The sequence below is a fragment of the Salinicola peritrichatus genome, assembly GCF_003206715.1.
Lineage (GTDB): Bacteria > Pseudomonadota > Gammaproteobacteria > Pseudomonadales > Halomonadaceae > Salinicola > Salinicola peritrichatus.
Window position 1 is genome coordinate 103481 of sequence record NZ_PZJU01000006.1, and the last position, 25320, is coordinate 128800.

Genomic DNA, 25320 nt, shown 5'->3' on the forward strand with positions numbered 1-25320 from the left:
TCAATCTCCCAGGAGTTCCCGATGTCCGATCTGAAACAGACCCCGCTGAGCGCCTTGCATCAAGAACTCGGTGGCAAGATGGTGCCGTTCGCCGGCTACAGCATGCCGGTGCAGTTCCCGCTCGGCGTCAAGAAGGAGCACGAGCACACGCGCAACGCATGCGGTCTGTTTGATGTCTCGCACATGGGGCAGGTACGGATCAGTGGCCCGTCACCGGCGGCTGCGATGGAGACGCTGGTGACGGCGGATGTCGTCGATCTGCCGGAAGGTGGGCAGCGCTACGCGCTGTTTACCAATAACGAGGGTGGGATCCTCGACGACTTGATGATCGTCAATCATGGCGATTCGCTCTACGTGGTGGTCAACGCGGCGTGTAAGGAGCAGGACGTCGCGCTGATGCGTACCGGCCTGGGCGCCGAACACGAAGTCGAAATTCTCGATCGTGGGTTGCTGGCACTGCAGGGACCGCAGGCGAAAGCGGTGATGCAACGGCTCTGCCCGCAGGCTTGCGAGCTGGTCTTCATGCAGCACGCGCGCTTCGAGGTGCTGGGCAGCGAGGTCTGGATCAGCCGCAGCGGTTATACCGGTGAGGATGGCTTCGAGATTTCGGTTCCGGCCGGCGCCACCGAGGCGCTCGCGCGCTGGTTTCTCGACCAGCATGAGGTCGAGCCGATCGGTCTTGGCGCCCGCGATTCGCTGCGGCTGGAAGCGGGACTCTGTCTCTACGGACACGATATCGACGCAACCACCACGCCGGTCGAGGCGAGCCTGTCCTGGGCGGTCGGCAAGTCCCGTCGCGTCGGCGGCGAGCGCGAGGCGGGCTTCCCCGGGGCCGACGTGGTGCTGCATCAGATGCAGGCCAAGGACCATCGGCGCAAGCGGATCGGCCTGGTCGGCGAAGGCCGTGCGCCGGTGCGGGAAGGGGCGCAACTCTTCGACGCCGATGACAACGAAGTCGGTCAGGTCACCTCCGGCAGCTTCGGGCCCAGTGTCGGAGCGCCGGTGGCCATGGCTTACGCCAATGTGGAATCGGCCGACAGGGGCACGACGCTCTACGCCGACGTACGTGGCAAGCGTCTACCGATGACCGTCAGCCCGATGCCGTTCGTCCCGGCGAGCTACTACCGGGGCTGATGCCTTTTCGGCAGAATATTTATACCGTTATCTTTTTTAAGCCTTGCCTTAGTGGCGAGGCTTTTTTGTCTTCAGATTGATGGGTTTAGATTGGAATGCTCGATCGGACGCTGCGGAACGTCAGATTGATACGCACCCCGGGGATCGCGCGGGGAGCAAGCGCATGCTGCCAGCTTTCCTGAACGCCAGGCCCCATCAACAGCAGGCTGCCGTGGGGCAACCAGACATTGAATGCACGTCGGTATTGCCCCCTGTTTTCTCGAAACCGCTGCGGGCGCTTTTCGCGAAACCGCAGCGGACGCTCGCTGCCAAGCGAGATGGAGGCAACGATCGGCCTGACGCCCAGCTCCGGCTCGTCGTCGCTGTGCCAGCCCATGCGCTGGTCGCCGCTTGCATAGCGATTCAGCAGCACGCTGTTGAATTGAGCGGCAGGCAGTTCGGCGATATGCAGGGCATTCACGACGCGGTCGCGCAGCGCTTCGACGGCGGCATGCCAGGGATGCGGTTCCAATGATCGCCCCGAGTAGCGATAACGGGCATCTTCATCGCCCATCCAGCACTGCGAGCGTGGAATCGGGTGATGACGACCGTAGAGTTGGATGGAGGGCGAGGCCCAGGCAATGTCTCGCTCGAGTGTCGCCAGCAAGCGGGAGGCTTCATCGGCGCCCAGGAAGGCCGGATGCAGGGCCAGAAGCGGCGCCGTATGGAGGATCTGCCAGAGTGTATCGCCGTCCTCGACCATGCCGAAGCCGTCAGGTCCAGCCCAGGCTCGAGGGGGCGATGAGTTGGCTGCACCACGCCAGTCCCACCCCGATCAGCGCGCCGACGATGACATCGCTGAGGTAGTGCAGGCCGAGCACGACACGGGAGGCCGCGATCAGGCATGCCAGCGGGAACACGATCGGCAGCAACGCCGGTGTCGTCGCCGCTGTCATCAGGGTGAACATCACGGCATGCAACGTATGGCCGCTGGGAAAACTGTAGCGATCCACCGGCGGCATGCTGCAACGAATGGTGGTGAACGTGATGTAAGGGCGCTCGCGGCAGAGCCGTGTCTTCAAGGCACGGTAGACCAGTGCCGCCACGGCAGCCGTCAAACCCCAGTCAACGGCGATCAGCCAGCCCGCTCGTCCGTGCCAGAGTGGTTGACAGAGACTCAGCAGCACCCATGCCGGCCAGTCGCCCAGGCGGCTGACCCGGCGAAACAGCCACAGCGTGGGGGCATGGCGCGAGAGATCCGCCAGCCAATGGCTGAGGCGACTCTCGAAGCGATCGAGACGTTCAAACGTGAGACGTGGTGTGCGCGGCAGCATGCAGTGGCCTCTGGACCTGGATCAGATGCGCGAGGAAGCGATCGCCGATGTTGGCCCAACTCAGAGTCGCTGCGCGCTGACGCGCCTGGCGTCCGAGGCGGGCATACACTGCCGGCTGGCGGCTCAACTCGCCGGCGGCGTGAATGAAGCCCTGACGGTCGTTCGGCTGCACCAGGCGGCCGTCGACGTCATCGGTGATGAGTTCCTTGGCGGCCGCATGTTCGAAAGCGACGACCGCCAGCCCGCTGGCCATCGCCTCGGGCACCACGTTGCCGAAGGTTTCGGACAGCGAAGGGAAGACGAAAATATCCGCGCTGGCATAGTGGGCGGCCAATGCCTCGCCTTTCTGAAATCCAGTGAAGATGGCCTCCGGCAAGCGCCGGGAGAGCGTCTTGCGGGCCGGGCCGTCTCCCACCAGCACCTGAATGAGAGACGGATTGGCACGCTGCATCGCCGCCATCGAATCGGCAAGCAGTTCGATGTTCTTCTCCGAGGCGAGCCGTCCGACATAGAGCGCTACCGGCTGGTGCGGTCCCGCGCCCCACTGGCGGCGCAATTCGGCATCACGGCGGGCGGGGGAATAGCGCTGCGCATCGACGCCTCGCGCGAGCACCGAGACCTGACGGTAGCCGGCATCTTCCAGCGCTTCGCGCTGAGCGTGGGTCGGCACCAGCGTTGCGTCGCAGCGATTGTGGAAATAGCGCAGGCCACGACGCGCGAAAGGGATGCTCCAACTCAGATGGTAACTCTCGGCGTACTGATCGAAGTTGGTATGGAAACCGCTGACGACAGGAATTTGCAAGCGCCTGGCGGCATTGAGCGCCGACCAGCCGAGCGGCCCTTCGGTCGCTATGTAGATGGCATCCGGACGTTCCTGTCGCCATAACTGCAGCAGGCGTCGGCGACAAGGCAGGCCAACATGGACATCGGCATAGATGGGCAGGGCGATGCCTCTGACATGCACGTCCCGTTCGGCAAGGCTGTCGCGGCCGCCATCGACGGGATCGGGCCTGACCAGTTGCAGCGTCACGCCTTTCGCGACCAGATGGCTGGCGAGGTGACTCAGGGTGTGCGCGACACCGTTGACTTCCGGAGACCAGGTCTCACTGACCAGGGCTATACGCATCGTTACCGCTCCCATGCACGGCAGAATTCCGCCTCGCGACGCTTCCCTGCCGTGTTGATCCTGTCTAGATCCTGCGCACCGCCAATGACGTCAATGCGTCATTGTGATGACGATTGCGTGACATCGTTCATATTGACTAGCGTAGCACGCGCGCCGGATCCACGGGCTTGCCGCCGTGACGAAGATCGAACAGCAGATGATAGGCATTGGCGCTCTCGTCCCGGCCGATATCGCACAGCGGCGTGCCTTGCTTGACCGATTGGCCTTCGGATACCCGTAGCTGGCCGCAGAAGGCGTAGACGCTCTGCATGTTGTCGGCATGATGGAGGATCACGACCTGGCCGAGCTGGCGCATTCCGCTGGCGAATCGCACCGTGCCGGGGGCGGTCGCCTTGGCCTGGGCCGGTGCCGAGGTCGATAGCAGCATTGGCTGCAGCGTACCATGCGCGTCGCGTCCGAAATGGCGCTCGATGCGGTATTGGTCCAACGGCCAGCCCCAGCCGTGCGCCGACCCGGGCAGCGGCCCGGGATCGGGCAGGCTGCGCGAAGCGGCCGGCGCCGCCCTGGTACTCGCGGCACGACTCGACCCACCGCCGCCCAGCGGCACTTGAATCAGCTGTCCGACTTCGAGTCGAGAGGGATCGATACCGGCATTGGCCGCTTGAACGCGTTGCGGGTCGCTACCGAAGTAGCGGGCGATCGAGTAAAGCGTATCGCCGCGCCGAACCTGGTAACGATAGGGGCCGCCGCCAGGCGCGCGTTCCTGCTGCGACGGCAGCATCAGCCGCTGGCCGACAGCCAGACGACGAGAATCGACCCCAGGGTTGAAACGCTGCAGCCGCAACAACGGAATGTCCGCCTGGCTGGCGATCTTGCCGAGCGTATCGCCGCGCTGCACGACGACCCAGCCGCCTCCGCTGGAGCCGCTGATGCCACCGCCACCGGCGCATCCGCCCAGCAACAGCATCAGCGCCAGGAGTAGGAGGAGAGCGCTGCGTCTTTTTCCTGCCACAATATATTCAACCATGTATAGAAACGTTCCTTGTAATCGGCATCGTCATAGCTACCCTCCAGCATCCATGCCGGCCTGTCGAGGCACCTCGCCACGATGGCGACGCCTGACTCACGACCACAGAGAAAATCCCAGAAATTAGGGGGCTGGCGCCGATAATGAAGCGTGATGTCGAGGATCCCGTCGAGTCGCGAGCCAAGCAGCCCGATGACCTGAGCGATGCCTCCCGCCTTGGGCCGCAACAGGTGTCGATAGGGACTGGCTTGGCGGTGCTGTTTGGCTGGCGTAAAGCGTGTTCCCTCGACGAAGTTGTAGATCGCCATGGGCATCTCCCGGGCATGCTCGCACATGCGCTGGGTCGCCAGACGGTCGCGCTCGGCAAGGCGTGGATTGCGGGCGAGCTTCTCGCGGCTGTATCGCCGCATGAAAGGGAACTCCAGGGCCCAGCATGCCAGGCCGACGATCGGCACGAGAATCAACTCGCGCTTGAGAAAGAATTTCGGCATCGGCAGGCGCCCGGTAAGCACGTATAGCATGACGATGATGTCGGTCCAGCTCTGGTGATTGGCAATCACCAGCCACCACTGGCGAGGGGAGAGGTCGTCGGGAAGTTCGCTGCGAATCCGGGGACGGATCCAGTAGCGTATCCAGCAGTTGTTGGTGCGCACCCAGGCCAGCGCTATTCGATGCAGGCCACCTAGCACGAACCGGCGCCAGCGACGCGTTGGCGTCACTATCTTCAACAGGGTCAGCGCGATCAGCGGAACTCCCCAGAACAGCGTACCAATGATCAGCAGCAGTACGCTGACGAACCCTTTCAGGGTCGACATGCCATTCTCCATCAATGACTTGGCTCAATGTTACTGGAATGTCGTCAGGGTGCACAGCGTGGCGAGTATGAGGCCACTGGCATCAGCGGCTAGCATGAGATTCGTCAGGCCGCGTCGGAGCCGAGATGGCGGGAAAACGTTGACGAAAATCTGACCAATCTAAGAGCAGCTCCGGCAAGCGCTGCAATCGTCGCCACCGGCCACCGGAAATGCACAGCGTTATCCACAGAAGATGTGAATAATTTGTGTCGCTTGGTATCGCCCCATTGGCGGTCCATTGGGCGGCAAAAACGTCCAAGAATTGCTAGAATTTCGGCACTTTCAACTCTGTTCGATACGGAGTTTGCCTTTTCGGCTCGCGACGATGCGTGATCGTCGACATCCGTTCTTCGTTGCCTTTCGCTGGAGATGCCGTTGCGCTCATTACCCGCGACTCTGCCCATTCTGTTTCTTTGCGAGATCAGCTTCCTGCTCGGTCACGGACTGATCATGACGCTGCTCGGCGTGCGCATGTCGCTGGAAGCCTTCCCGTCACAGATGGCGGGTCTGTTGATGTCCTGCTTCTCGCTGGGTTTCGTCGCCGGTAGCTACTGGCTGGAGAAGCGAATCCGCAGTGTCGGCCATATTCGCGTCTTTGCGGCCTGCGCGGCGCTGCTGGCGGCCACGGCGATGCTGCATGGTCTTTGGGTCGATCCCTGGGCCTGGCTGGTATGGCGGCTGTTCGGCGGGGCGGCGACCGCGGGATTGTTGATGGTGATGGAGTCATGGGTTTCGGGAGAGTCGACCAACGAGAACCGCGGACGGGTGCTGGGGTGGTATCTAGTGATCTCGACGCTGTCCCTGGCCGGTGGCCAGTGGATGCTCAACATGGCCGATCCGGGAACCTTCGTCCTGTTTTCGGTTGCCGGCATCCTGTTCGCCTTGTCGCTGGTGCCGCTGTCGATCCACCGTATTCAGGGGCCGCTGCGCTCGAGTCATGATGTCTCCGCCAAGATCTCGCTGCGTACGCTGTTTTCGCGGGCGCCGGTGGGACTTGTCGGTGCTTTCGTGGCGGGAATGATGGTGCAGGCGTTCTTCGCCATGACGCCATACTACGGTCAGGAAATCGGGCTCAGCACCGCGCAGACCGCTCAGTTCATGTCGATCACGACATTGGTGGCGCTTATCGCGCAGTGGACGCTCGGCCGCGTCTCGGACCGTTTCGATCGACGCAAGGTCATCCTCTGCATGGCGGTGGTGATGACCGTTTCGGGCGCCTTGATCACGGTTGCCGCGCGTTCGAGCTACTGGCTGCTGGTATTCATCGCCAGCTTCCATACCGCCATGTTGCACACGCTGTACTCGTTGAGTCTGGCGCACACCCACGATTGGCTGGAACCGGAAGAGACGATCCAGGCCAATGCCAAAATACTGATCTGTTACGGCGTGGGGTCGGTGGTCGGACCTTTCAGTGCCTCGTTGCTCATGGAGAGCCTGGGCCCGGACGGTCTATGGCTATTCCTGGGTGGCTCGGCGATGTCGCTGGCGTTGTTCATCGCCTATCGGCTATGGCGCCGCGAGCCGGTCAAGGCGCCGGAGGAGCAGGAGCCCTATACCCCGCTGGTGCCGCTGGTGGAGTCGACGCATTACATCAGCGAGCTGGATCCACGCCATGGCCCTTGGCAGTACGAGCTCGATCTGGAAGGCGTGCAGGAAGAAGCTGACGAACCGGCGCGTAGCCCGGCTTGACGAGCGGATACGAAAAAGCCGGCGAGTGCCGGCTTTCGAAGGTGCATGCCAATCCAGTACTCAGGCGCTTTCGGGCAGTAGCGCCTGGTCGCGTACATACTGATCGAACTCGGTGAAACCACCGATATGCGTCTGATCGACGAAGATCTGAGGTACGGTTTCCACCGGCTTGCCGATCGTCTTTTCCATGTCGGCCTTGGTGATACCTTCTTCGTGGATGTCGATGTAGCGGAACTCGAAGTCGTCGCGGGCTTCCTTGAGCTTCTCGGACAGCTCCTTGGCGCGGACGCAGAAGGGACAGCCAGGGCGGCCGAAAATGACGGTCAGCATCAATGATTCTCCTGTCGCAGGATATTAAAAACCAATATCCAAAGTGGGGGTTATTCTTTCGTATTAAACCCGGGTCTGCCAATAGAGACTCACTACGTACTCCATTGGGGACTACTATAGTCGAATCCGTGGCGGCGGCCATTAATCTTCGATCATTCCCCGGGCTGTCCACCGGCGTCGGCATGGCGCAGCAGCCGAGCCAGGTCACCATGAATGGCGGGAGCGGAAACCAGCAGGTTCTCGCCATAGAGTTCCGCTGGCAGTCCTGCCGGACAGTCATAGAGATGGCCGGTGCGGGCGCCGGCTTCTCGGGCAATCAGCAAGCCGGCGGCGAAGTCCCAGGGCGAAACGCTTTCGTAATAGGCGTCCAGCCGTCCGCATCCGACATGGCAGAGGTCGAGAGCGGCGGAGCCGTTGCGTCGAATGTCGCGGCAGACGTGGACCACGTGATCGAGCCGTCGGACGAGCGGGGTCCGCTTGTCGCGGGAATAGGGAAAACCGGTGCCGACCAGGCTGCGTTCGAGCGTGTCCACCTGGCTGCAGGCGATGGCCCCGCCGTTTACATGGGCGCCTTCGCCGCGAATGGCGGTGAAGGTTTCGTTCAGGAAGGGGGCATGAACCACGCCCAACTGGACCTCGCCATCCATCGCCCAGGCGATCGACACGGCGACGTGCACCTGTCCGTAGGCGAAGTTGACCGTGCCGTCGATGGGATCGACGACCCATAGCGCGCCGCATTGTTCCAGCTGGCTGCGATCCGGCGACAGCTCCTCGGTCAGCCTGGGCTCTCCGGGGAACAAGGCCTCGAGCTCGTTGGCGATCAGCCGGTCGACGGCGACATCCACCTCCGTTACCAGCTCGTCTCCGCCCTTGTACTGATGCGAGAAGTTCTGTTGGCGCCGGGCCTGGACGATCTTGTCGCCGGCCTGACGCGCGATCCGCATCATCTGCTCGAGTCGCTGGTGATGGTCCACATTGGGCTCCTGTGCATAAAAGGGATCGGAATCGTAAGTGTATGCCGGGTGAGCATCACTCGTCAGGGCGGCGGCAAGCGTCGACCCACTGCGCGTCGGTCAGCGCCGCCAGTCGTCGAGGCGCGATGCGGATGGCGCTGTTGGTCGCGCCTGCCGCAGGCAGGACCTCGTCGAAGGCCTGCAGGCCCTGGTCGCAGTAGACCGGTAGCGGCGCGGCAAGACCGAAAGGGCAGACGCCGCCGACGGGGTGGCCGGTCAATGCCTCGACCTGATCCGCCGGCAGCATCTTTGTCTTGGCGCCGAAGGCTTCGCGCAGCTTGCGGTTATCGAGGCGGGCATCGCCGCTGGCAACCAGCAGCAGCGGCTGGTCGTTGACCTTGAGCGTCAGTGTCTTGGCAATCGTCGCCGGTGACACGCCGTGAGCCGCCGCCGCTTCCTGCACGGTAGCGGTGCTGGTTTGCAGTTCGATGATGTGCAGATCCGGGGCATGAGTGGCTAAGAATTCGCGGACACTTTCCAGGCTCATATATCGTCCTTACGGCTGTTTCCTTGGAGTTATTGTCATCCGGCGGGCGGAAGCGTCAGCGCCTGACCGGACGTTTCTGCAATTTTCGCTGCAGCGTGCGCCGGTGCATGCCCAGCGCGCGGGCGGTGGCCGAAATATTGCCGTCGTGTTCCTGCAGCACTTTCTGAATGTGTTCCCAGGTCACCCGATTGACCGACGGCGGGTTGTCGGCGATATCGACATCGGCATCGCCGCTTTCGCGCTCCAGCGCATGCAGGATTTCGTCGGCATCCGCCGGCTTGCAGAGGTAGTTGACCGCGCCGAGCTTGATTGCTTCCACGGCGGTGGCGATGCTCGAATAGCCGGTGAGCACGACGACACGGCAGGCGGGAGCGATCTCCAGCAGGGCGGGCAGCAGTTTCAGGCCCGACTCGGATTCCAGCTTCAAGTCGAGTGTCGCCAGCGCGGGCGGGGCTTCCCTGGCGGCTGCCAACGCCTGGTCCTGGGTGTGAGCGACCATGACATCGTAGCCTCGGCGGCGCATGGCGCGCTCCATGACAAAGCAGAATTGCTCGTCGTCGTCGACGATCAGCAGGCGTTCCTGATCACTCATCGGTTCTTTCCTCAATGCAAAAAGGCGGGAGCTCGCGTTACATGCTCTCACCGGCTTTCACCCGCGGCAGTTTGACCTCGGTCAGCGTACCGCCTTCCTCGTGGTTGTAGAGACTCACGCCGCCGCCGAAGCGATTGACGGTGGCGTGGGTCAGGAACAGCCCGATACCCATTCCCTTGCTCTTGGTGGAGACGAAGGTGTCGCCCAACTGGTCGGCGATCGACATCGGCACGCCCGGGCCGTGATCGCGAATGTCGATCACGATCTCCTCGGCATCCCAGTCGAGACTGGTGACGACCGAATGCGGGCTGGCATCGGCGGCGTTGTTGAGCAGGTTGATCATTGCCTGTTCCAGCGTAGCGTCGACGGCGATCCAGGGCTGCCCCCGCCGGCCGAGAACCTCCAGCTTGTGATGGACATCGGGACGCAGCACCAGCCAGCGTTGGATCAGCGCTTCCAGCCAAGGCGTCGCCTTCAGGGTTTCGGGCTTTTCCAGCCGCCGCCGATCGGCACTGGCAACCAGGTTCTGCAGCCGTTGCTTGCAGGTATCGACCTGCTTGCGCAGCAGATCGATATCTTCCTGCAGTGCGGGCTGGCCGGCCGCTTCATGGCGCATTTCGTTGAGCAACACGGCCATCGTCGACAATGGCGTTCCGAGCTCGTGAGCCGTGCCGGCGGCCTGTGTCGCCACCGCCAGGATCTGTTCGTTGCGCAGCGCCGCCTCGCGAGTGCGTGACAGCGTCATGTCGCGACGGCGCAGCGTGTACGCCATCTTGAAGATGAAGTAGGTCAGCAGGCCACCGGAAAGGATGAAGTTCAGCCACATCCCCAAGGTGTGCAGCTGAATGCCCGGCACCACGATGAGGTTGACGAGCTGCGGGACCGGCTCGTAGAACAGCATCATGAAGGTGTAGCTGGCGGTGGCCGCGAAGGCGATGATCCAGGCGTAGGACCAGGGCAGCGTGGAAGCCGCGATCGCCAAGGGTACCAGCAAATAGGTGATGAACGGATTGGTCGACCCGCCCGTATAATAGAAAAGCAGGCTGAGACCGGCGATATCGACCAGCCAGTGCAGCAGGTATTCGGTATCGGTTACCGCTCGCGGTCTGCCCAGCCGCCACCAGGTGGCGACGTTGAACAGACCCATGGCAACTATCACGCTGATGATCGGCAGCACGTGCAGCTGAAACTCCAGCACCTCGATGCCGAAGATGATCGCGGCGAGAAATCCGGTCCAGGTGATGCCGCGAACGATCGTCAGCCGAACCAAGTTGCGATTCGGGGTCGATAGTGGAAGCGGCTGCAGCATGATCTCTCCAGGACCGATTGAAGCGGCGCCAAGGAGGCGGCGACGTCGTCTTTGACGTTATGGTAACGCACGTCGGCAAGATGCGTGAGCGCCGAGTGGCGTATCGGTCGTCATTGACCGGCGCCCGATTGTCGCAGGGCTTCCTGTTACCGCTGGCCGGGGAGCGCTACAACTTGGCCGGTTCAGCGCGTACAATCCCGCCAGCTTCGATACTCCACGGTCTGCGCTCGCCGCGTTCGAGCGACGGACTCACCGCCTTTGGCCAGTGAAACCTTCATGTCAGACAGTCAAATCGTTCAGGAAGCGGCGCTGCGGCGCACCTTCGCTATCATCAGTCACCCCGACGCCGGCAAGACCACCATCACCGAAAAGATATTGCTGTTCGGGAACGCCATCCAGTTGGCTGGCTCGGTCAAGAGCAAGCGCGCCGAGCGCCATGCCACCTCGGACTGGATGAAGATGGAGCAGGAGCGCGGCATTTCGGTGACCACGTCGGTGATGCAGTTTCCGTACAACGGACGCATCGTCAACTTGCTCGATACGCCCGGGCACGAGGATTTCTCCGAGGATACCTATCGCACCCTGACCGCGGTCGACTCGGCGCTGATGGTGATCGACGGCGCCAAGGGCGTCGAGGATCGCACCATCAAGCTGATGGAAGTGTGCCGTCTGCGCACCACGCCGATTCTGACCTTCATCAACAAGATGGACCGCGAGACCCGCGACCCGATCGAGGTCATGGACGAGATCGAAACGGTGCTCGACATCCAGTGCGCGCCGATGACCTGGCCGATCGGCATGGGGCGCCAGTTCAAGGGGGTCTATCACCTCTACGATGACGTCATCCATCTCTATACCCAGGGGCAGGGCAACCGGATTCCGGAGGACAAGCGCATCGAGGGCCTCGACAGCGAGGAAGTGGATCGCGTGCTCGGCGAAAGCGCCGCCGAGGAGCTGCGCATGGAGGTCGAACTGGTGCGTGGGGCTTCGCATGCCTTCGATCTCGAAGCCTATCGTCGCGGCGAGCTGACCCCGGTCTACTTCGGCACCGCGATGGGCAATTTCGGCGTGCGCGAGATGCTCAACGGGTTCGTCGAGTTCGCGCCGACACCGCAGCCAAGGGCAACCGACGCCCGCGAGGTCGTTGCCGACGACGCACGTTTTTCCGGCTTCGTGTTCAAGATCCAGGCCAACATGGATCCCAAGCATCGCGACCGGGTCGCGTTTCTGCGTATCTGTTCCGGCAAGTACGAGCGCAACATGAAGATGCGCCATGTGCGCATCGGCAAGGAGGTCAAGATCGCCGACGCGCTGACCTTCATGGCCTCCGACCGGGCGCATGTCGAGGAAGCCTGGCCGGGAGACATCATCGGCCTGCACAATCACGGCACCATCCAGATCGGCGACACCTTCACCGCCGGCGAAGACATGCGCTTCCTGGGCATCCCGCACTTCGCTCCCGAGCTCTTCCGGCGGGTGCGTCTGCGCGATCCGTTGAAGATGAAAGCGCTGCAGAAGGGGCTGCAGCAATTGTCCGAAGAGGGCGCCACCCAGGTCTTCCTGCCGCTGGACAATAACGACCTGATCGTCGGCGCCGTCGGCACGCTGCAGTTCGACGTGGTCGCCCACCGCCTCAAGGAAGAGTACAAGGTCGACTGCATTTACGAGCCGGTCAACGTCAACACGGCACGCTGGATCTACTGCAACGACGCCAAGAAGCTCGACGAGTTCAAGCGCAAGGCGAGCGCCAACCTGGCGCTGGATGGCGGCGATTACCTGACCTACCTGGCGCCGACGCGGGTCAACCTGCAGATGACCCAGGAGCGCTGGCCGGATATCGAATTTCGCGCCACGCGCGAACACTGAGGCCATCGAGAGGCGCGGCGGATTTCCTGTCTTGCCGCCGGGGACGGCTTGAATCATGCTTGCAGAGGCATTCGATATCGGCGAATGCCGACTCTTCGGGCGGCGTGTCCGTTCCTGTTTAGCGACATCGACCAAAAAGGAGAAATGTCGATGGCTTCCAAGTTCCTCAAGGAGTTTCGCGAGTTCGCGGTCAAGGGCAATGTCGTCGATATGGCGGTGGGTATCATCATCGGCGGTGCCTTCACCCTGATCGTCCAGAGCCTGGTCAAGAACATCATGAACCCGGTTCTGGGACTGCTGATCGGGGGCGTGGATTTCGCCAATTTCTTCGTCGTGCTCAAGGAAGGGGGAACGCCCGGGCCATACGCATCGTTGGCTGCGGCGCAGGAGGCCGGCGCGGTCACGCTGGATTACGGGCTGTTCCTGAACGCGGTGATCAGCTTCGTCATCGTCGCCTTCGTGGTCTTCCTGCTGGTTCGCAGCATCAATCGCATGAAGCGGGAAGAGGCGGTCGAACCCCAGGCGCCCACCGACAAGGCATGTCCCCACTGCTTCATGACCATACCGATCAAGGCGACCAAGTGCGGCCACTGCACGGCGGACTTGTCGATCACGGAAACCGCGGCACCCTGAACGATGTTGTTCGACGCGCATTGCCATCTCGATTTCGACTGTTTCGACGCCGACCGCGAAGCCGTTTTCGAACGCGCCCACGCGGCCGGCGTCGAACGTTTCATGGTGCCCGCCACCACCCGAAAACGCTGGACGAACGTGCTGGCGCTGGGGCAGCGTGACGACGTGGTCGTATCGCTGGGGCTTCATCCCTATTTCGTGGAAGCGCATCGCGACAGCGACCTGGACGAACTGGACGAGGCGCTGGGCCGGGAACGGCAATTGTTGGCGGTTGGCGAGTGCGGCATCGATGCACGCTTCGATGCCACCCTGGAACGCCAATGGGCGCTGTTCGAGGCCCAGCTCCAATTGGCCAAGCAGCACCGGCTACCGGTCATCGTCCACTGCGTGCACGCCGACGATCAGGTTGCCAAGCGGCTCAGACAGCTCGATCTGCCGGCGCGCGGACTGATCCATGCCTTCGGCGGGAGCCCGCAGCAGGCCGAGCGGTTCGTCGAACTCGGCTACTGTCTCGGTCTGGGTGGCGCGGTGACGTACGAACGGGCCAAACGTCTGCGTCGTGGCGTGGCCGCGATTCCCGACGATGCTTATGTGCTGGAGAGCGACAGCCCCGACATGCCGTTGACGGGGCGCCAGGGGCAGCGTAACGAGCCGGCCTATCTGACCGAAACGCTGGCTCACGTCGCCAGGTTGCGGGGACAGGCACCGGAGGAAGTGGCGGCCAAGGCAACGGATAACACCCGGCGCTTGTTCGGGCTGTCTCGCTAGCCGCTACGTGCTGTCTGAACCTGCCACGATGGATTCGGGGTCGAGACGTTCCAGTGGATAGGGCAGGGGCTCGGGCGTCAGCACCCGGTCGTCGATCGTCAAGGTGGCACCGTTCTCGAGTCCGGTATTGAGCACTGCCAGCACCCGGCAGCGTTGCTCGCGTTCATCGGCGATCGCCAGGAAGACCTCTCCAACGCGTTTGCCCTCGGCGTTGCGGATCTCGTTGCCGATCGCCGGCGCCTTTACGCCTTCGAGCGTGGCAATCTGCAGTCGCCGTTTGACCTGACCACGGAAGTGCGCGCGGGCAACGACTTCCTGACCGGTATAACACCCCTTGCGGAAACTGATCCCGCCCAGCGCTTCCCAGTTGATCATCTGCGGCAGGAAACTATCGCTGTGCTCGGCAGTCAGCCAGGCCAGGCCGGCATCGATATCGGCACGTCGCCACAGACGGTTGCCGGCCAGCCGGGCACCCGCGGAAATGTGGTTCCACTCGGCGATGGCGTGGGACTCATCCATCGCGAATAGCCAGCGTGGACGCTCGCCGGGGTGGCGCACCACCACGGCGGTCTCATGCTGCGCCATATGCCAAGGCGCATCGGGCAGGCCGCTGCGGTCCAGCGTCGCCGGAGCGCCGATCACGCCGAACAAGACGAGGTCGTCGCGGCGGCGCAGGGTCAACTTGTAGAAGGGGGCGTACTTGCCCAGCTGCTGCGCCAGCGGCTCGGTCAGGGAGACGTCGAGCAGCAGCCAGAAACGTTCGGGGGCAACGCGCAGCAGCTCGGCGTTGGCCAGCATGCGACCCTTCGGGGTGCAGAAAGCGGTCAGCGGGGCGAAGTCACCATTGGCATGATCGACACTGGCACTGGTCTGTCCCTGGAGGAAACGCGCGGCGTCCGGACCCTCGCACTCCAGTACCTTGAGATGCATCAAAGGGATCAGGCAGTCATCGGCGTCGGGTCGACGACGGTCATCCTCGGGGAACTGCCAGTTGTGATCGTCGCTCAGGTGGCCGCCCTGGGCCTTGAGGTGAGCCATCCAATCGTTCATCCGGGTCTCCGGTCGAAAAGCAGAGTCAGCATCCGGCGATGCTGTCGGTTCACTGGCTCCAAGATGGAGCCGGCGCTTCGACATTGCAACGTCAGGGGCGTGGCCTGACGTGCTATTCTGTTGAATTGCTCGAACCCGAATTGTCTGAACCAAAGTAGAGAATCCAGCATGGCGCAGATCAATCTGACCCTGAAAGGGGTCGCCTCCCCCGAGGATCTCAATCGCGTTACCAGCGCGTTGATGATGGTGGATGGCGTCGACAGTGTCGACATCGGGCGCGAGTGGGCCGAGGTCGAGGGCAAGGTCAGTCGTGAGGCGCTGATCCGCGCCGTGGCGTCGCTAGGCGGCGGCATCTCGGCCGAATGAATGAGTCAAATGTCTGGGCCTTTGCTCTTCCCGCCGGTGTTCCACTTGAAGGACGGTGATTCGGACCCTAATTATTGATCATGAGCAAACCTTTCAAGATTCAGTCGAAGTATCGGCCGGCGGGTGACCAGCCCACCGCCATCGAGAGCCTGGTGCGCGGCCTCGAGGCCGGGCTTTCGCACCAGACGCTGCTCGGCGTGACCGGGTCCGGCAAGACCTTCACCATGGCCAACGTGGTCGAGACGCTGCAGCGGCCGACCATCGTGCTGGCGCCCAACAAGACGCTGGCGGCGCAACTCTATGGCGAATTCAAGAGCTTCTTCCCCGACAACGCCATCGAGTATTTCGTCTCCTATTACGACTACTACCAGCCGGAAGCCTACGTGCCGTCGTCGGATACCTTCATCGAGAAGGATGCCTCGATCAACGACCACATCGAGCAGATGCGCTTGTCGGCAACCAAGGCGCTGCTGGAGCGCCGCGATGCGCTGATCGTGGTCTCGGTCTCGGCGATCTACGGCTTGGGCGATCCCGAGCAGTACATGAAGATGCGCCTGCACTTCAACCGTGGCGAACTGATCGACCAGCGCAGCTTCCTGCGCCGCCTGGCCGAGTTGCAGTACACTCGCAACGACGCCGATTTCCGCCGCGGGACCTACCGCGTGCGTGGCGACGTCATCGATATCTTCCCGGCGGATGCCGAGGACGAAGGCGTGCGGGTCGAGTTGTTCGACGACGAGATCGACTCGATCCGGCTGTTCGATCCATTGACCGGCGAAGTGCGTGGCCAGGTACCACGGATGACGATCTATCCCAAAAGCCACTACGTCACGCCGCGCGACACGATTCTCGGCGCGATCGAGGCCATCAAGCAGGAGCTGGCCGACCGGCTCGAGTATCTGCGCAAGCACGAGCGCCTGGTCGAGGCCCAGCGGCTCGAGCAGCGTACGCTTTACGACATCGAGATGATGCTGGAGCTGGGTTACTGCAACGGCATCGAGAACTACTCGCGTTATCTCTCCGGTCGCGCTCCCGGGCAGGCGCCGCCGACCTTCTTCGACTATCTGCCGGACGACGCGCTGCTGTTCATCGACGAATCTCACGTCAGCGTGCCCCAGGTCGGCGGCATGTATCGCGGCGACCGCTCGCGCAAGGAAACCCTGGTCGAATACGGCTTCCGCCTGCCGTCGGCGTTGGACAATCGTCCGATGACCTTCGAGGAGTGGGAGAGCATCGTGCCGCAGACGGTTTTCGTTTCCGCCACGCCGGGCCCCTACGAGCAGGAGCATGCCGGGCAGGTGGTCGAACAGGTGGTGCGGCCGACCGGGCTGGTCGACCCCGAGATCGAGGTGCGTCCGGCGACTACCCAGGTCGACGATCTGCTCTCCGAGATTCGCCTGCGCCTGGAAGTCGGCGAGCGGGTGCTGGTCACCACGCTGACCAAGCGCATGGCGGAGGACCTGACCGAATATCTCGACGAGCATGGCGTGCGGGTGCGCTACCTGCACTCCGACATCGATACCGTCGAGCGGGTCGAGATCATTCGCGATCTGCGCCTGGGCAAGTTCGACGTGCTGGTGGGCATCAACCTGTTGCGCGAGGGCCTGGATATTCCCGAAGTCTCGCTGGTGGCGATCCTCGACGCCGACAAGGAAGGCTTCCTGCGTGCCGAGCGCTCGCTGATCCAGACCATCGGGCGGGCCGCGCGCAACGCCCACGGCAAGGCGATCCTGTATGGCGATCGGGTCACCGATTCGATGCGCAGGGCGATCGACGAGACCGAACGGCGCCGGGCCAAGCAGATCGAGCACAACGAACGTCATGGGATCACTCCGCGGACCGTGACCAAGTCGGTTGCCGATATCATGGAAGGCGCCCAGGCGCCAGGGCGCAAGGGCGGGCGCAGGCGTACCGAGCAACTGGTTGCCGAGGCGCCGGGAGAGTACACCCGCGAAGCGCTGAGCCGAATGGACGCGCCGCAGTTGACCAAGGAGATCGGCAAGTTGGAAGACCGCATGTTCGAGGCCGCTCAGAACCTCGAATTCGAACGGGCTGCCCAGTTGCGCGATCAGTTGCAGACCCTCAAGGCGCGGTTGCTGGAACTCGGCTGACGGTACATTTGCTCCACGCCGGAGCGAGAAGCTTTGCGCTTGTGCGATAGTCTATAAACTTCGACTTTATACCGTTATCTTATTTCTCCAACTTCCTGATCCTACCTACCAAGTTTTCCCAGGTGAGGTATGATCGGCAACGCTCGAAATTTGCTTCGACAACTTTGCTTCAACATTACCGACCCGCGGGCGATCGATCCGGCGGGCAGTTATCCGTGACCAGCAGGAGTACCGTGATGACCGTGATCCGTCAGCAGGATCTCATCCAGAGCGTGGCCGATGCGCTGCAGTACATCTCTTATTACCACCCCAAGGATTTCATCGATGCCATGCATGCGGCCTACCAGCGGGAAGAGAATCCTGCGGCGCGTGATGCCATCGCCCAGATCCTGATCAACTCCAGGATGTGCGCTACCGGTCATCGTCCCATCTGCCAGGATACGGGCATCGTCACGGTCTTCGTCCACGTCGGCATGAACGTGCGCTGGGAGGCCGACATGAGCCTTGACGACATGATCAACGAGGGCGTGCGTCGCGCTTACACCCTGCCGGACAACGTGTTGCGTGCATCGGTACTCGCCGATCCCGATGGCAAGCGCAAGAACACCGGCGACAATACCCCGGCGGTGATCCATCACAAGCTGGTGCCGGGCGATACGCTGGAGATCCATGTCGCTGCCAAGGGCGGCGGCAGCGAGGCCAAGTCCAAGTTCGCCATGCTCAACCCCTCCGACAGCGTGGTCGACTGGGTGCTTGAGCAGCTGCCGAAGATGGGGGCCGGCTGGTGCCCGCCGGGCATGCTGGGAATCGGCATCGGCGGCACCGCCGAGAAGGCGATGGAACTGGCCAAGGAGTCGTTGCTGGATCCGATCGACATCCAGGAACTGCAGGCGCGCGGGGCCAGCAGTCGCGCCGAGGAACTGCGCCTGGAGCTGTTCGACAAGGTCAACCAGAGCGGGATCGGCGCGCAGGGCCTGGGCGGCTTGACCACGGTGCTCGACATCAAGGTCAAGGATTATCCGACCCACGCCGCCAACAAGCCGGTGGCAATCATTCCCAACTGCGCGGCGACCCGGCACGTGCATTTCAGTCTCGATGGCAGCGGCCCGGCCGTGCTGCCGGCACCGAAAGTCGACGACTGGCCGGAGATCACCTGGGAAGTGGGCGAGGGCGTGCGTCGCGTCAATCTCGACGAAATCACCCCTGAAGATGTCCGCGAGTGGCAGCCGGGCGATACCGTGCTGCTTTCCGGCAAGCTGCTGACCGGTCGCGATGCCGCGCACAAACGCATGGTCGACATGCTGGGCAAGGGTGAAAGCCTGCCGGTGGATCTCAAGCATCGTTTCATCTACTACGTTGGTCCGGTCGATCCGGTGGGCGACGAGGTGGTCGGTCCGGCCGGCCCGACTACCTCCACCCGGATGGACAAGTTCACGCGGACGATGCTCGAACAGGCCGGCCTGCTGGGGATGGTCGGCAAGGCCGAACGCGGGGCGATGGCGATCGAGGCGATCCGCGACAACCAGGCGGTCTATCTGATGGCGGTCGGCGGCGCGGCCTATCTGGTGGCGCAGGCGATCAAGAAAGCCGAGGTCATCGCTTTCGAGGATCTGGGCATGGAAGCGATTTACGAATTCGAGGTCGAAGACATGCCGGTGACGGTCGCCGTCGACCATCTCGGCACTTCCGTTCACCAGACCGGTCCGGCCAAGTGGAAGGAGATCATCGCCGAGCGTGTCTGATGCTCCAGCACCGGGATGTCCGAAGCGCGAAAGAGCCCTCTGGGGCTCTTTCGTTTTTTCGGTATGATATTGGTTAGCTTAGCGATTCAGGCAGGGAACAGGCGATGGCGCAAGGCAGCGCGAGGTGGCGGGAATGACGTGGCTGATCGGCGCGCTGCTGTTCTTCTCTCATGTGGCCGGCATCATCACCGCGGTGTTCGCGTTGATGTCCAGTCGTACCTCCCAGGGCGCCGTTGCCTGGATCGTCACGCTGGTCAGTTTCCCCTACATTGCCGTGCCGATCTTCTGGACTTTCGGCCGTCCACGCTTTTACGGCTACGTTTCCGCCAGGGGCGAGCGCGACACCGTGTTGCGCCAGGTTCTCCAGCGCTACCGCCCGCACATGGAATCCTACATCTCGCGTCCCGAGTCCATCAGTGGCCGGATTCGTGCCGTCGAGCAGCTGGCGATGATGCCGATGACCCGTGGCAACCGCGCCGATCTGCTGATCGACGGCGAGGCTACCTTCGAGAGCCTGTTCGACGGCATCGCGCGTGCGGAAGAGTACATCCTGGTACAGTTCTTCATCGTTCGTGCCGATGAGATCGGATTGGCATTCAAGCGGCATCTGATCCATCAGGCCGAGCACGGCGTCAACGTCTACTTCCTTTATGACGAAATCGGCAGTCGCGGTTTGCCCGGAGGGTATTTGCGCGATCTCGAGGAGGCGGGAGTGCGCGTCAGCGCCTTCAATTCCTCGCGCGGCTGGCGCCACCGTTTCCAGGTCAATTTCCGCAACCACCGCAAGGTCATGGTCATCGACGGCCGCGAGGGCTGGACCGGCGGACTGAACATCGCCGACGAATATCTGGGCTGCGTCGAGCGTTATGGCCCGTGGCGCGACACTCATCTCAAGCTGCAGGGGCCGAGCGTGCTGGCGTTGCAGGAAGCCTTCTGGGAAGACTGGTACTGGGCGACCGGTGATATCCTGGCGTTGACCTGGACCACGCGCAACATCCGCGAAGAGTCCCAGCATGTGGCGATCGTCCCTTCCGGACCGGCCGACGGGCGCGAGACGGCGAGCCTGCTCGTCCAGCACGCGATTCATGGCGCGCGCCATCGGCTATGGGTCACCAGTCCCTATTTCGTGCCCGATCACGGCGTCCAGGATGCCTTGATCCTGGCCGCGCTGCGCGGCGTCGACGTGCGTGTGCTGATCCCCGAGCGTCCGGATCACTTGCTGGTCTTCCTGTCGGCGTTCGCTTTTCTGCCGGAAATGATTCGCAACGGCGTCAAGATCTATCGCTACCAGCCCGGTTTCCTGCATCAGAAGACATTGTTGATCGACGACCACACGGCAATGGTGGGCACGGTCAATCTGGACAATCGTTCGTTCCGGCTCAACTTCGAAATGACCGCCTATGTACCGGACAAGCGCTTCGCGGCAGAGGTTCATGCCATGCTCGAGCGCGACTTCGCGGTCAGCCGCCAGGTCACCGAGCGCGAGCTCGCCGAACGGCCGCTTTGGCGCAAGGTGGTTTCGCGGGCGACCTATTTGCTATCGCCGGTGCAATAACGACAATGCACATCGATAACCCGCTGAACGCGCGGGCGACGCTTGAAGGGCGTCGTTGAACGATGCAAGGGAAACGATCGCTAAGGAACTCCATTGAACCTAGAAACGAAATGGCTGGAAGACTTCGTGGCGCTGGCCAATACCCGTAGCTTCTCGGCATCGGCACGCCAGCGCCACGTCACCCAGCCGGCCTTCAGTCGCCGCATCCGGTCGCTGGAGCAGGCAATCGGTGCCACCTTGGTCGACCGTTCGACCACGCCGGTCAGTCTGACACCGGAAGGGCAGCTGTTCCTGGTCACCGCACGCAATATGGTCGAGCAGCTCAACGACAGCCTGGCGCACCTGCGCGGGCTGGCGATGGACAACGAGGCGCTCGATATCGTCGCGGCGCACTCGCTGGCGCTGGCGTTCTATCCTCAGTGGATATCGCGGCTGCAGAAAGGCGTCGGCGAGCTGCCGACCCGGTTGGTGGCGATGAACGTGGGCGATGCCATTCACGTGCTGCGGGAAGGCAACTGCGACCTGATGCTGGCCTATCACGATCCCTACGCCACCATGCAGCTCGATGCCGAGATTTTTCCGTCGTTCTCGATCGGGCAGGTCAAGATGATCCCCGTCAGCGTGCCCAATACCCGGGGCGAGCCCAAGTTCTCGTTCGACGGCGAGGGCCCGATTCCTTTCCTGACCTACACTCAAGGCGCCTTTCTGGGTCGCAGCGTGAGGATGCTGCTGAAAAACGAGCCTGCGCGCATGCGCCTGAAGACGGTCTACGAAACCGCCATGGCCGAAGGCCTGAAAGGCATGGCACTGCAGGGCGTCGGGCTGGCCTGGATACCCGACTTCTGTATTCGTGAAGAATTGGCCAGTGGCAAACTGGTGCGCGCGGCAGGCGACAACTGGGATATTCCCCTGGAGATCCGGCTCTACCGTTGCTCGCTGGTACACAAGCCCGGGGTGGAAAAACTGTGGCGCCGCATGATGAAGTTGCCGAGCGATTTTCTGCGCGCCTGACCAGGGGGCTGTTGCCGTTTCATGCATGGCCGCGCCGAAACGGCAACAGCCCTGGGAGTCGAGACGATTCTGGTCTCTCGTCTAGACTTCTCGTAACGCTTTAGAGACCGGCTCTTGGAGAGGTCGAGGCGAGATCTTCGTGAAAGCTGCCTCATGATGGCGGCAGAAAAACCAAAAGGATGCCGCGCTGATGGTAAGTGTCGTCAAATACTGGTTTGCCGTAATCCGCGATTCGATCCAGCTGTGGCTCGACCGCAATGCTTTCAGCTATGCCGGTTCACTGGCGTTTTATACGCTTTTTTCCCTGGCGCCCACGGTCATCATCGCGGTCACGGTGGTCGGCTTATGGCTGGGCGAGGATGCTGCCCGCGGAGAAATCGTGACCCGTCTGCAGGACACCCTGGGGCCGGCGGCAGCCAGCGCGATCGAGGATGCAGTGGCGCAGTCGAGCATCCAGGCCTCCGGCATTCTGCCGACGCTGGCCGGTGTCGTCACACTGCTGATCGGGGCGACCACCGTCTTCGGCCAGATGCAGTTTTCCCTGAACACGATCTGGGGGGTGGCGCCGAACCCGGACCGCAGCAGCCTGTGGCTGTTCGCCAAGAAGCGCCTGCTGTCGCTGGCCGTGGTGCTGGCGATTGGTTTCGTGATGCTGGTGTCGCTGGTGCTCGGGGTGATCGTGCGTGCGACCTTCCGTTATGCCGGCGACTGGGTACCAGGCAGCGGGATGCTGCTGTCCGGCGCCGAGTTCGTGCTCTCCATCGTCGTCGTGGCGCTGTTCTTCGCCGCCATCTTCAAGGTGCTGCCGGACGTCGTGCTAAGCTACCGCGACGTCATTCTCGGCGCGCTGGTGACGGCGGTGCTTTTCGTTCTCGGTCGCAACGCGATTGCCACCTATCTGGCATACACCGCCACGGCGTCGACCTACGGTGCTGCGGGTTCGGTCGTCCTAGTGCTGCTGTGGGTCTACTACTCGTCACTGATATTGCTCTTCGGCGCGGCATTCACGCGAACCCATGTGGTGGCCAGAGGGCGACGAATCGTGCCACGCAATACGGCCGTTCTGGTGCGTCACGAAGTGATCAAGAAGGAGGAAACGTTACATGACCAACCGCACGATCAAGGCGTGGGTGAGCGGAAGCGTACAGGGCGTGAATTACCGTGATTACGTGCGCCGTCATGCCGAACGTTGGGGAATCACCGGACACGCGCTCAATCTCGATGATGGCCGCGTCGAGGTCGTCGCCTGCGGCGAGGCGACGGCCATTGCCGAATTGATCGATAGGTTGTGGGAGGGCTCGCCGGCTTCCGACGTGACCGATGTCACGGTAGAGGAGGCCACGCTGGCCGCGCCGGCGGATTTCACCGTCGGATAGCCGATGACACTCAGAGAACGGGGTTGGCCGTCAGCGTTTCGACCATCCATTCGACCACGGCGGCACCGTCCGCGTTCATGCAGACATCGGCCGGCACGCCTTGTGACCAGCGCGAGTCGACGAATTCGCGCCGCTCGGGGGCCATCACGGTCTGGCCCTCGGCCAAGCCCTCGGTCACCACGCTCAAGTAACCTCGCTCGGTGGTAAACAGATCCGGGCGCAGCAGCCATACCAGCGCACAGCTGTCGTGCGGACAACAGCCATCGATGCCCAGTGCCCGATGATAGAACGCGCGGTAGAACGTGTAGCTCTCGCCCAATATTTTTCCCAGCCCTCCCTGTGCCGCCACGATCCGCTCCATGCTTGCGGGATCGAGCACGCAGCGATGGGTGGCGTCCAGACCGACCAGCGTCAGTGGCCAGCCGGCCTGAAGGACCTTGGCCGCGGCGTGCGGGTCGTTGAAGATGTTGGCCTCGGCGACCGGCGTCACGTTGCCGCCTTCCCGAATCGATCCGCCCATCACCACGACGCGCTTGACCTTGTCGACCAGCGTCGGATCGAGCTGCAGGGCGGCGGCGAGGTTGCCGAGCGGCCCGACCGCCACCAGCACGATCTCGCCGGGGCGGGCGTTGACCTGCTCGACGATGAACTCGGGCGCGCTCTGCGTCAGTGCCTGGCTCGTGAACTCGGGAAGCTCGATATTGCCGAGGCCGTTGTCGCCATGGATATGTCCCGGCGGCGGGTTCTTGCGCTTGACCAGCGGTCCGGCGGCGCCTTGCGCGACGGGAATGGACTGGCCGGCGAGTTCCGCCAGCAGCAACGCATTGTGGGTGGCGATATCGACGGTGACGTTGCCGAAGGTGGTGGTCAGCCCGAGCAGCTCGATATCGGGATGGGCCAGGGCGATGGCGATGGCCTGGGCGTCGTCGACCCCGGGGTCGGTGTCGAAAATGATAGGGATCGGCATGGCGGTCTCTTGCGAATGGAATGAATGGCCTCGTGGGGGTACAGGCGTTGGCAAACTCAGCGTCGCTCGATCGCGAGCGCAGGCAAGCTGCCGAGCGCCGCATCGACGGCATCGGCCGACGGAATGCTCGGCGCGGCTCCGGCCTGCTGCACGCACAGCGCCGCGGCGGCGCTGGCCAGGCGCAGCGCCCGTTCAATGTCGTCGCCACGTTGGCGCGCCGCCAGGAAGTAACCGATGAAAGTGTCACCGGCGGCGGTGGTGTCGACGGCCGTGACCTGGTGCGCCGAGGCGATCACGCGCTCGCTGCCATGCTGGTAGCAGACGCCTTCGCCACCAAGCGTCAGCACCACCTCGATACCCGGCAGGCGTGCTTCCAGGGCGTCGAGCAGCGCCTGCGTATCACTCGATGCGTCATACCCGACCAGCGCCGCAGCCTCGCCACGATTGAGAAACAGTGTCCTGCACAGCTCCAGCGGCAGCGTGGCGACATCGGCCGAGAGCGGCGCGGGGTTGAAGGCGATCGTCAAGCCGCGCTCGGCGGCCAGGCGCATGATCCGCTCGGGTGCGTTGCACTCGTTCTGCATCAGTAGCCAGCTACCCTCGACGGCGGAATCGACCAGCGCCTGGAGATGCTTGTCGCTGAAGCCGTGATTGGCACCCGGATGGAGAATGATCGCGTTCTCGGCGTCATCGTCGACCTGAATCAGCGCGTGCCCGCTGGCCTCGGCGGTCAATTCGACGTGGGCCGTGTTGACGCCGGCCTTGTTGAGCGGCTCCAGCGCCCAGCGATCGATCTGGCCGAGACGCCCCCAGTGCGCGACCTGGCCGCCGGCGCGGGCCAGCGCCAGCGACTGATTGGCGCCCTTGCCGCCCAGTACCTGGCGAAAGCCGGTGCTGGCCAGGGTCTCGCCGGGCCTGACCAGATGCGGCACGCGGTAGACGTGATCGATGTTGATCGAGCCGTAGTTGTAGATCATCGGTCGCTCGTTTGGCGTGGTCAT

At 62.9% G+C, this 25320-nt stretch carries 25 protein-coding genes; 12 read left to right on the forward strand and 13 right to left on the reverse strand.

The genetic code is table 11. From position 1 onward, the window contains the following. Positions 1–21: 21 nt before the first annotated feature. Positions 22–1134, forward strand: a complete 1113-nt coding sequence (gene gcvT, locus DOM57_RS02470) for a glycine cleavage system aminomethyltransferase GcvT (RefSeq protein WP_110647639.1) — start codon at positions 22–24, stop codon at positions 1132–1134. A gap of 85 nt (positions 1135–1219) precedes the next feature. Here the strand turns inward: gcvT and DOM57_RS02475 are convergent, their stop codons facing one another. The 5 genes from DOM57_RS02475 to DOM57_RS02495 all read right to left on the reverse strand — a co-directional run bounded on the left by DOM57_RS02475 (position 1220) and on the right by DOM57_RS02495 (position 5415). Further along, the gene (locus DOM57_RS02475; RefSeq protein ID WP_110647640.1) at positions 1220–1876 is read right to left on the reverse strand and encodes an alpha-ketoglutarate-dependent dioxygenase AlkB family protein; all 657 of its coding nucleotides are present in this window, start codon (positions 1874–1876) and stop codon (positions 1220–1222) included. A 10-nt stretch (positions 1877–1886) separates the two neighbouring features. Continuing rightward, positions 1887–2447 carry a phosphatase PAP2 family protein gene (locus DOM57_RS02480; RefSeq protein WP_110647641.1) on the reverse strand — a complete coding sequence of 187 codons (561 nt, stop codon included), beginning with the start codon at positions 2445–2447 and terminating at the stop codon, positions 1887–1889. Then, complete coding sequence (locus tag DOM57_RS02485; protein WP_110647642.1) at positions 2416–3573, reverse strand: glycosyltransferase family 4 protein; 1158 nt, start codon at positions 3571–3573, stop codon at positions 2416–2418. Before DOM57_RS02485 ends, DOM57_RS02480 begins: the two co-directional genes overlap by 32 nt. 136 nt (positions 3574–3709) lie before the next feature. After that, positions 3710–4600 (reverse strand): murein hydrolase activator EnvC family protein, encoded by an 891-nt coding sequence (locus DOM57_RS02490; RefSeq protein ID WP_110647643.1) that lies wholly within the window; start codon positions 4598–4600, stop codon positions 3710–3712. Continuing rightward, on the reverse strand, positions 4540–5415 hold the full coding sequence (locus tag DOM57_RS02495; RefSeq protein WP_110647644.1) for an acyltransferase: 876 nt from the start codon (positions 5413–5415) through the stop codon (positions 4540–4542). The genes DOM57_RS02490 and DOM57_RS02495 overlap by 61 nt, the downstream gene beginning before the upstream one ends. A 414-nt stretch (positions 5416–5829) precedes the next feature. Here DOM57_RS02495 and DOM57_RS02500 point away from each other — a divergent pair, with 414 nt between their 5' ends. Next, complete coding sequence (locus DOM57_RS02500; RefSeq protein ID WP_110647772.1) at positions 5830–7143, forward strand: MFS transporter; 1314 nt, start codon at positions 5830–5832, stop codon at positions 7141–7143. 60 nt (positions 7144–7203) lie between these two features. On the opposite strand, the gene DOM57_RS02505 is transcribed toward DOM57_RS02500, so the two are convergent. The 5 genes from DOM57_RS02505 to DOM57_RS02525 all read right to left on the reverse strand — a co-directional run bounded on the left by DOM57_RS02505 (position 7204) and on the right by DOM57_RS02525 (position 10874). Continuing rightward, on the reverse strand, positions 7204–7473 hold the full coding sequence (locus DOM57_RS02505; RefSeq protein WP_110647645.1) for a GrxA family glutaredoxin: 270 nt from the start codon (positions 7471–7473) through the stop codon (positions 7204–7206). Positions 7474–7625: 152 nt separating this feature from the next. Continuing rightward, positions 7626–8447: an inositol monophosphatase family protein gene (locus tag DOM57_RS02510; RefSeq protein ID WP_239496091.1), complete on the reverse strand. Its 822-nt coding sequence runs from the start codon at positions 8445–8447 to the stop codon at positions 7626–7628. A gap of 55 nt (positions 8448–8502) precedes the next feature. Then, on the reverse strand, positions 8503–8973 hold the full coding sequence (locus tag DOM57_RS02515; RefSeq protein WP_110647646.1) for a YbaK/EbsC family protein: 471 nt from the start codon (positions 8971–8973) through the stop codon (positions 8503–8505). 55 nt (positions 8974–9028) lie between these two features. Continuing rightward, on the reverse strand, positions 9029–9565 hold the full coding sequence (locus tag DOM57_RS02520; protein WP_110647647.1) for a response regulator transcription factor: 537 nt from the start codon (positions 9563–9565) through the stop codon (positions 9029–9031). 37 nt (positions 9566–9602) lie between these two features. Continuing rightward, positions 9603–10874 carry an ATP-binding protein gene (locus tag DOM57_RS02525; RefSeq protein WP_110647648.1) on the reverse strand — a complete coding sequence of 424 codons (1272 nt, stop codon included), beginning with the start codon at positions 10872–10874 and terminating at the stop codon, positions 9603–9605. Positions 10875–11150: 276 nt separating this feature from the next. On the opposite strand from DOM57_RS02525, the gene DOM57_RS02535 reads away from it, so the two are divergent. The 3 genes from DOM57_RS02535 (at position 11151) to DOM57_RS02545 (ending at position 14141) form a co-directional block, all read left to right on the forward strand. After that, entirely contained in the window at positions 11151–12740 is a 1590-nt protein-coding gene (locus DOM57_RS02535; protein WP_110647650.1) for a peptide chain release factor 3, read from the forward strand. 150 nt (positions 12741–12890) lie between these two features. Continuing rightward, positions 12891–13373: a large conductance mechanosensitive channel protein MscL gene (mscL, locus tag DOM57_RS02540; RefSeq protein ID WP_110647651.1), complete on the forward strand. Its 483-nt coding sequence runs from the start codon at positions 12891–12893 to the stop codon at positions 13371–13373. Between the two features lie 3 nt (positions 13374–13376). Beyond that, the gene (locus DOM57_RS02545; protein ID WP_110647652.1) at positions 13377–14141 is read left to right on the forward strand and encodes a TatD family hydrolase; all 765 of its coding nucleotides are present in this window, start codon (positions 13377–13379) and stop codon (positions 14139–14141) included. 3 nt (positions 14142–14144) lie between these two features. Here DOM57_RS02545 and ygfZ read toward each other — a convergent pair whose 3' ends face one another. Beyond that, on the reverse strand, positions 14145–15191 hold the full coding sequence (ygfZ, locus tag DOM57_RS02550) for a CAF17-like 4Fe-4S cluster assembly/insertion protein YgfZ (protein WP_110647653.1): 1047 nt from the start codon (positions 15189–15191) through the stop codon (positions 14145–14147). 168 nt (positions 15192–15359) lie between these two features. On the opposite strand from ygfZ, the gene DOM57_RS02555 reads away from it, so the two are divergent. The 7 genes from DOM57_RS02555 (at position 15360) to DOM57_RS02585 (ending at position 23352) form a co-directional block, all read left to right on the forward strand. Then, the gene (locus DOM57_RS02555; protein ID WP_110647654.1) at positions 15360–15557 is read left to right on the forward strand and encodes a copper-exporting P-type ATPase CopA; all 198 of its coding nucleotides are present in this window, start codon (positions 15360–15362) and stop codon (positions 15555–15557) included. Positions 15558–15637: 80 nt separating this feature from the next. Next, the gene (uvrB, locus tag DOM57_RS02560) at positions 15638–17668 is read left to right on the forward strand and encodes an excinuclease ABC subunit UvrB (RefSeq protein ID WP_110647655.1); all 2031 of its coding nucleotides are present in this window, start codon (positions 15638–15640) and stop codon (positions 17666–17668) included. Positions 17669–17904: 236 nt separating this feature from the next. Then, positions 17905–19410 (forward strand): fumarate hydratase, encoded by a 1506-nt coding sequence (locus DOM57_RS02565; RefSeq protein ID WP_110647656.1) that lies wholly within the window; start codon positions 17905–17907, stop codon positions 19408–19410. Positions 19411–19543: 133 nt separating this feature from the next. Continuing rightward, positions 19544–20965, forward strand: coding sequence for a cardiolipin synthase (cls, locus tag DOM57_RS02570; protein WP_110647657.1), 1422 nt, complete (start codon positions 19544–19546; stop codon positions 20963–20965). A 93-nt stretch (positions 20966–21058) separates the two neighbouring features. Beyond that, positions 21059–21976: a LysR family transcriptional regulator gene (locus DOM57_RS02575; RefSeq protein ID WP_110647658.1), complete on the forward strand. Its 918-nt coding sequence runs from the start codon at positions 21059–21061 to the stop codon at positions 21974–21976. Positions 21977–22166: 190 nt separating this feature from the next. Further along, positions 22167–23141, forward strand: a complete 975-nt coding sequence (locus DOM57_RS02580; protein WP_110647659.1) for a YihY/virulence factor BrkB family protein — start codon at positions 22167–22169, stop codon at positions 23139–23141. After that, positions 23080–23352 carry an acylphosphatase gene (locus tag DOM57_RS02585; protein WP_110647660.1) on the forward strand — a complete coding sequence of 91 codons (273 nt, stop codon included), beginning with the start codon at positions 23080–23082 and terminating at the stop codon, positions 23350–23352. The genes DOM57_RS02580 and DOM57_RS02585 overlap by 62 nt, the downstream gene beginning before the upstream one ends. Positions 23353–23362: 10 nt before the next feature. Here the strand turns inward: DOM57_RS02585 and DOM57_RS02590 are convergent, their stop codons facing one another. Next, on the reverse strand, positions 23363–24319 hold the full coding sequence (locus DOM57_RS02590) for a nucleoside hydrolase (protein ID WP_110647662.1): 957 nt from the start codon (positions 24317–24319) through the stop codon (positions 23363–23365). Between the two features lie 56 nt (positions 24320–24375). Then, positions 24376–25320, reverse strand: a complete 945-nt coding sequence (locus DOM57_RS02595) for a ribokinase (RefSeq protein ID WP_239496092.1) — start codon at positions 25318–25320, stop codon at positions 24376–24378.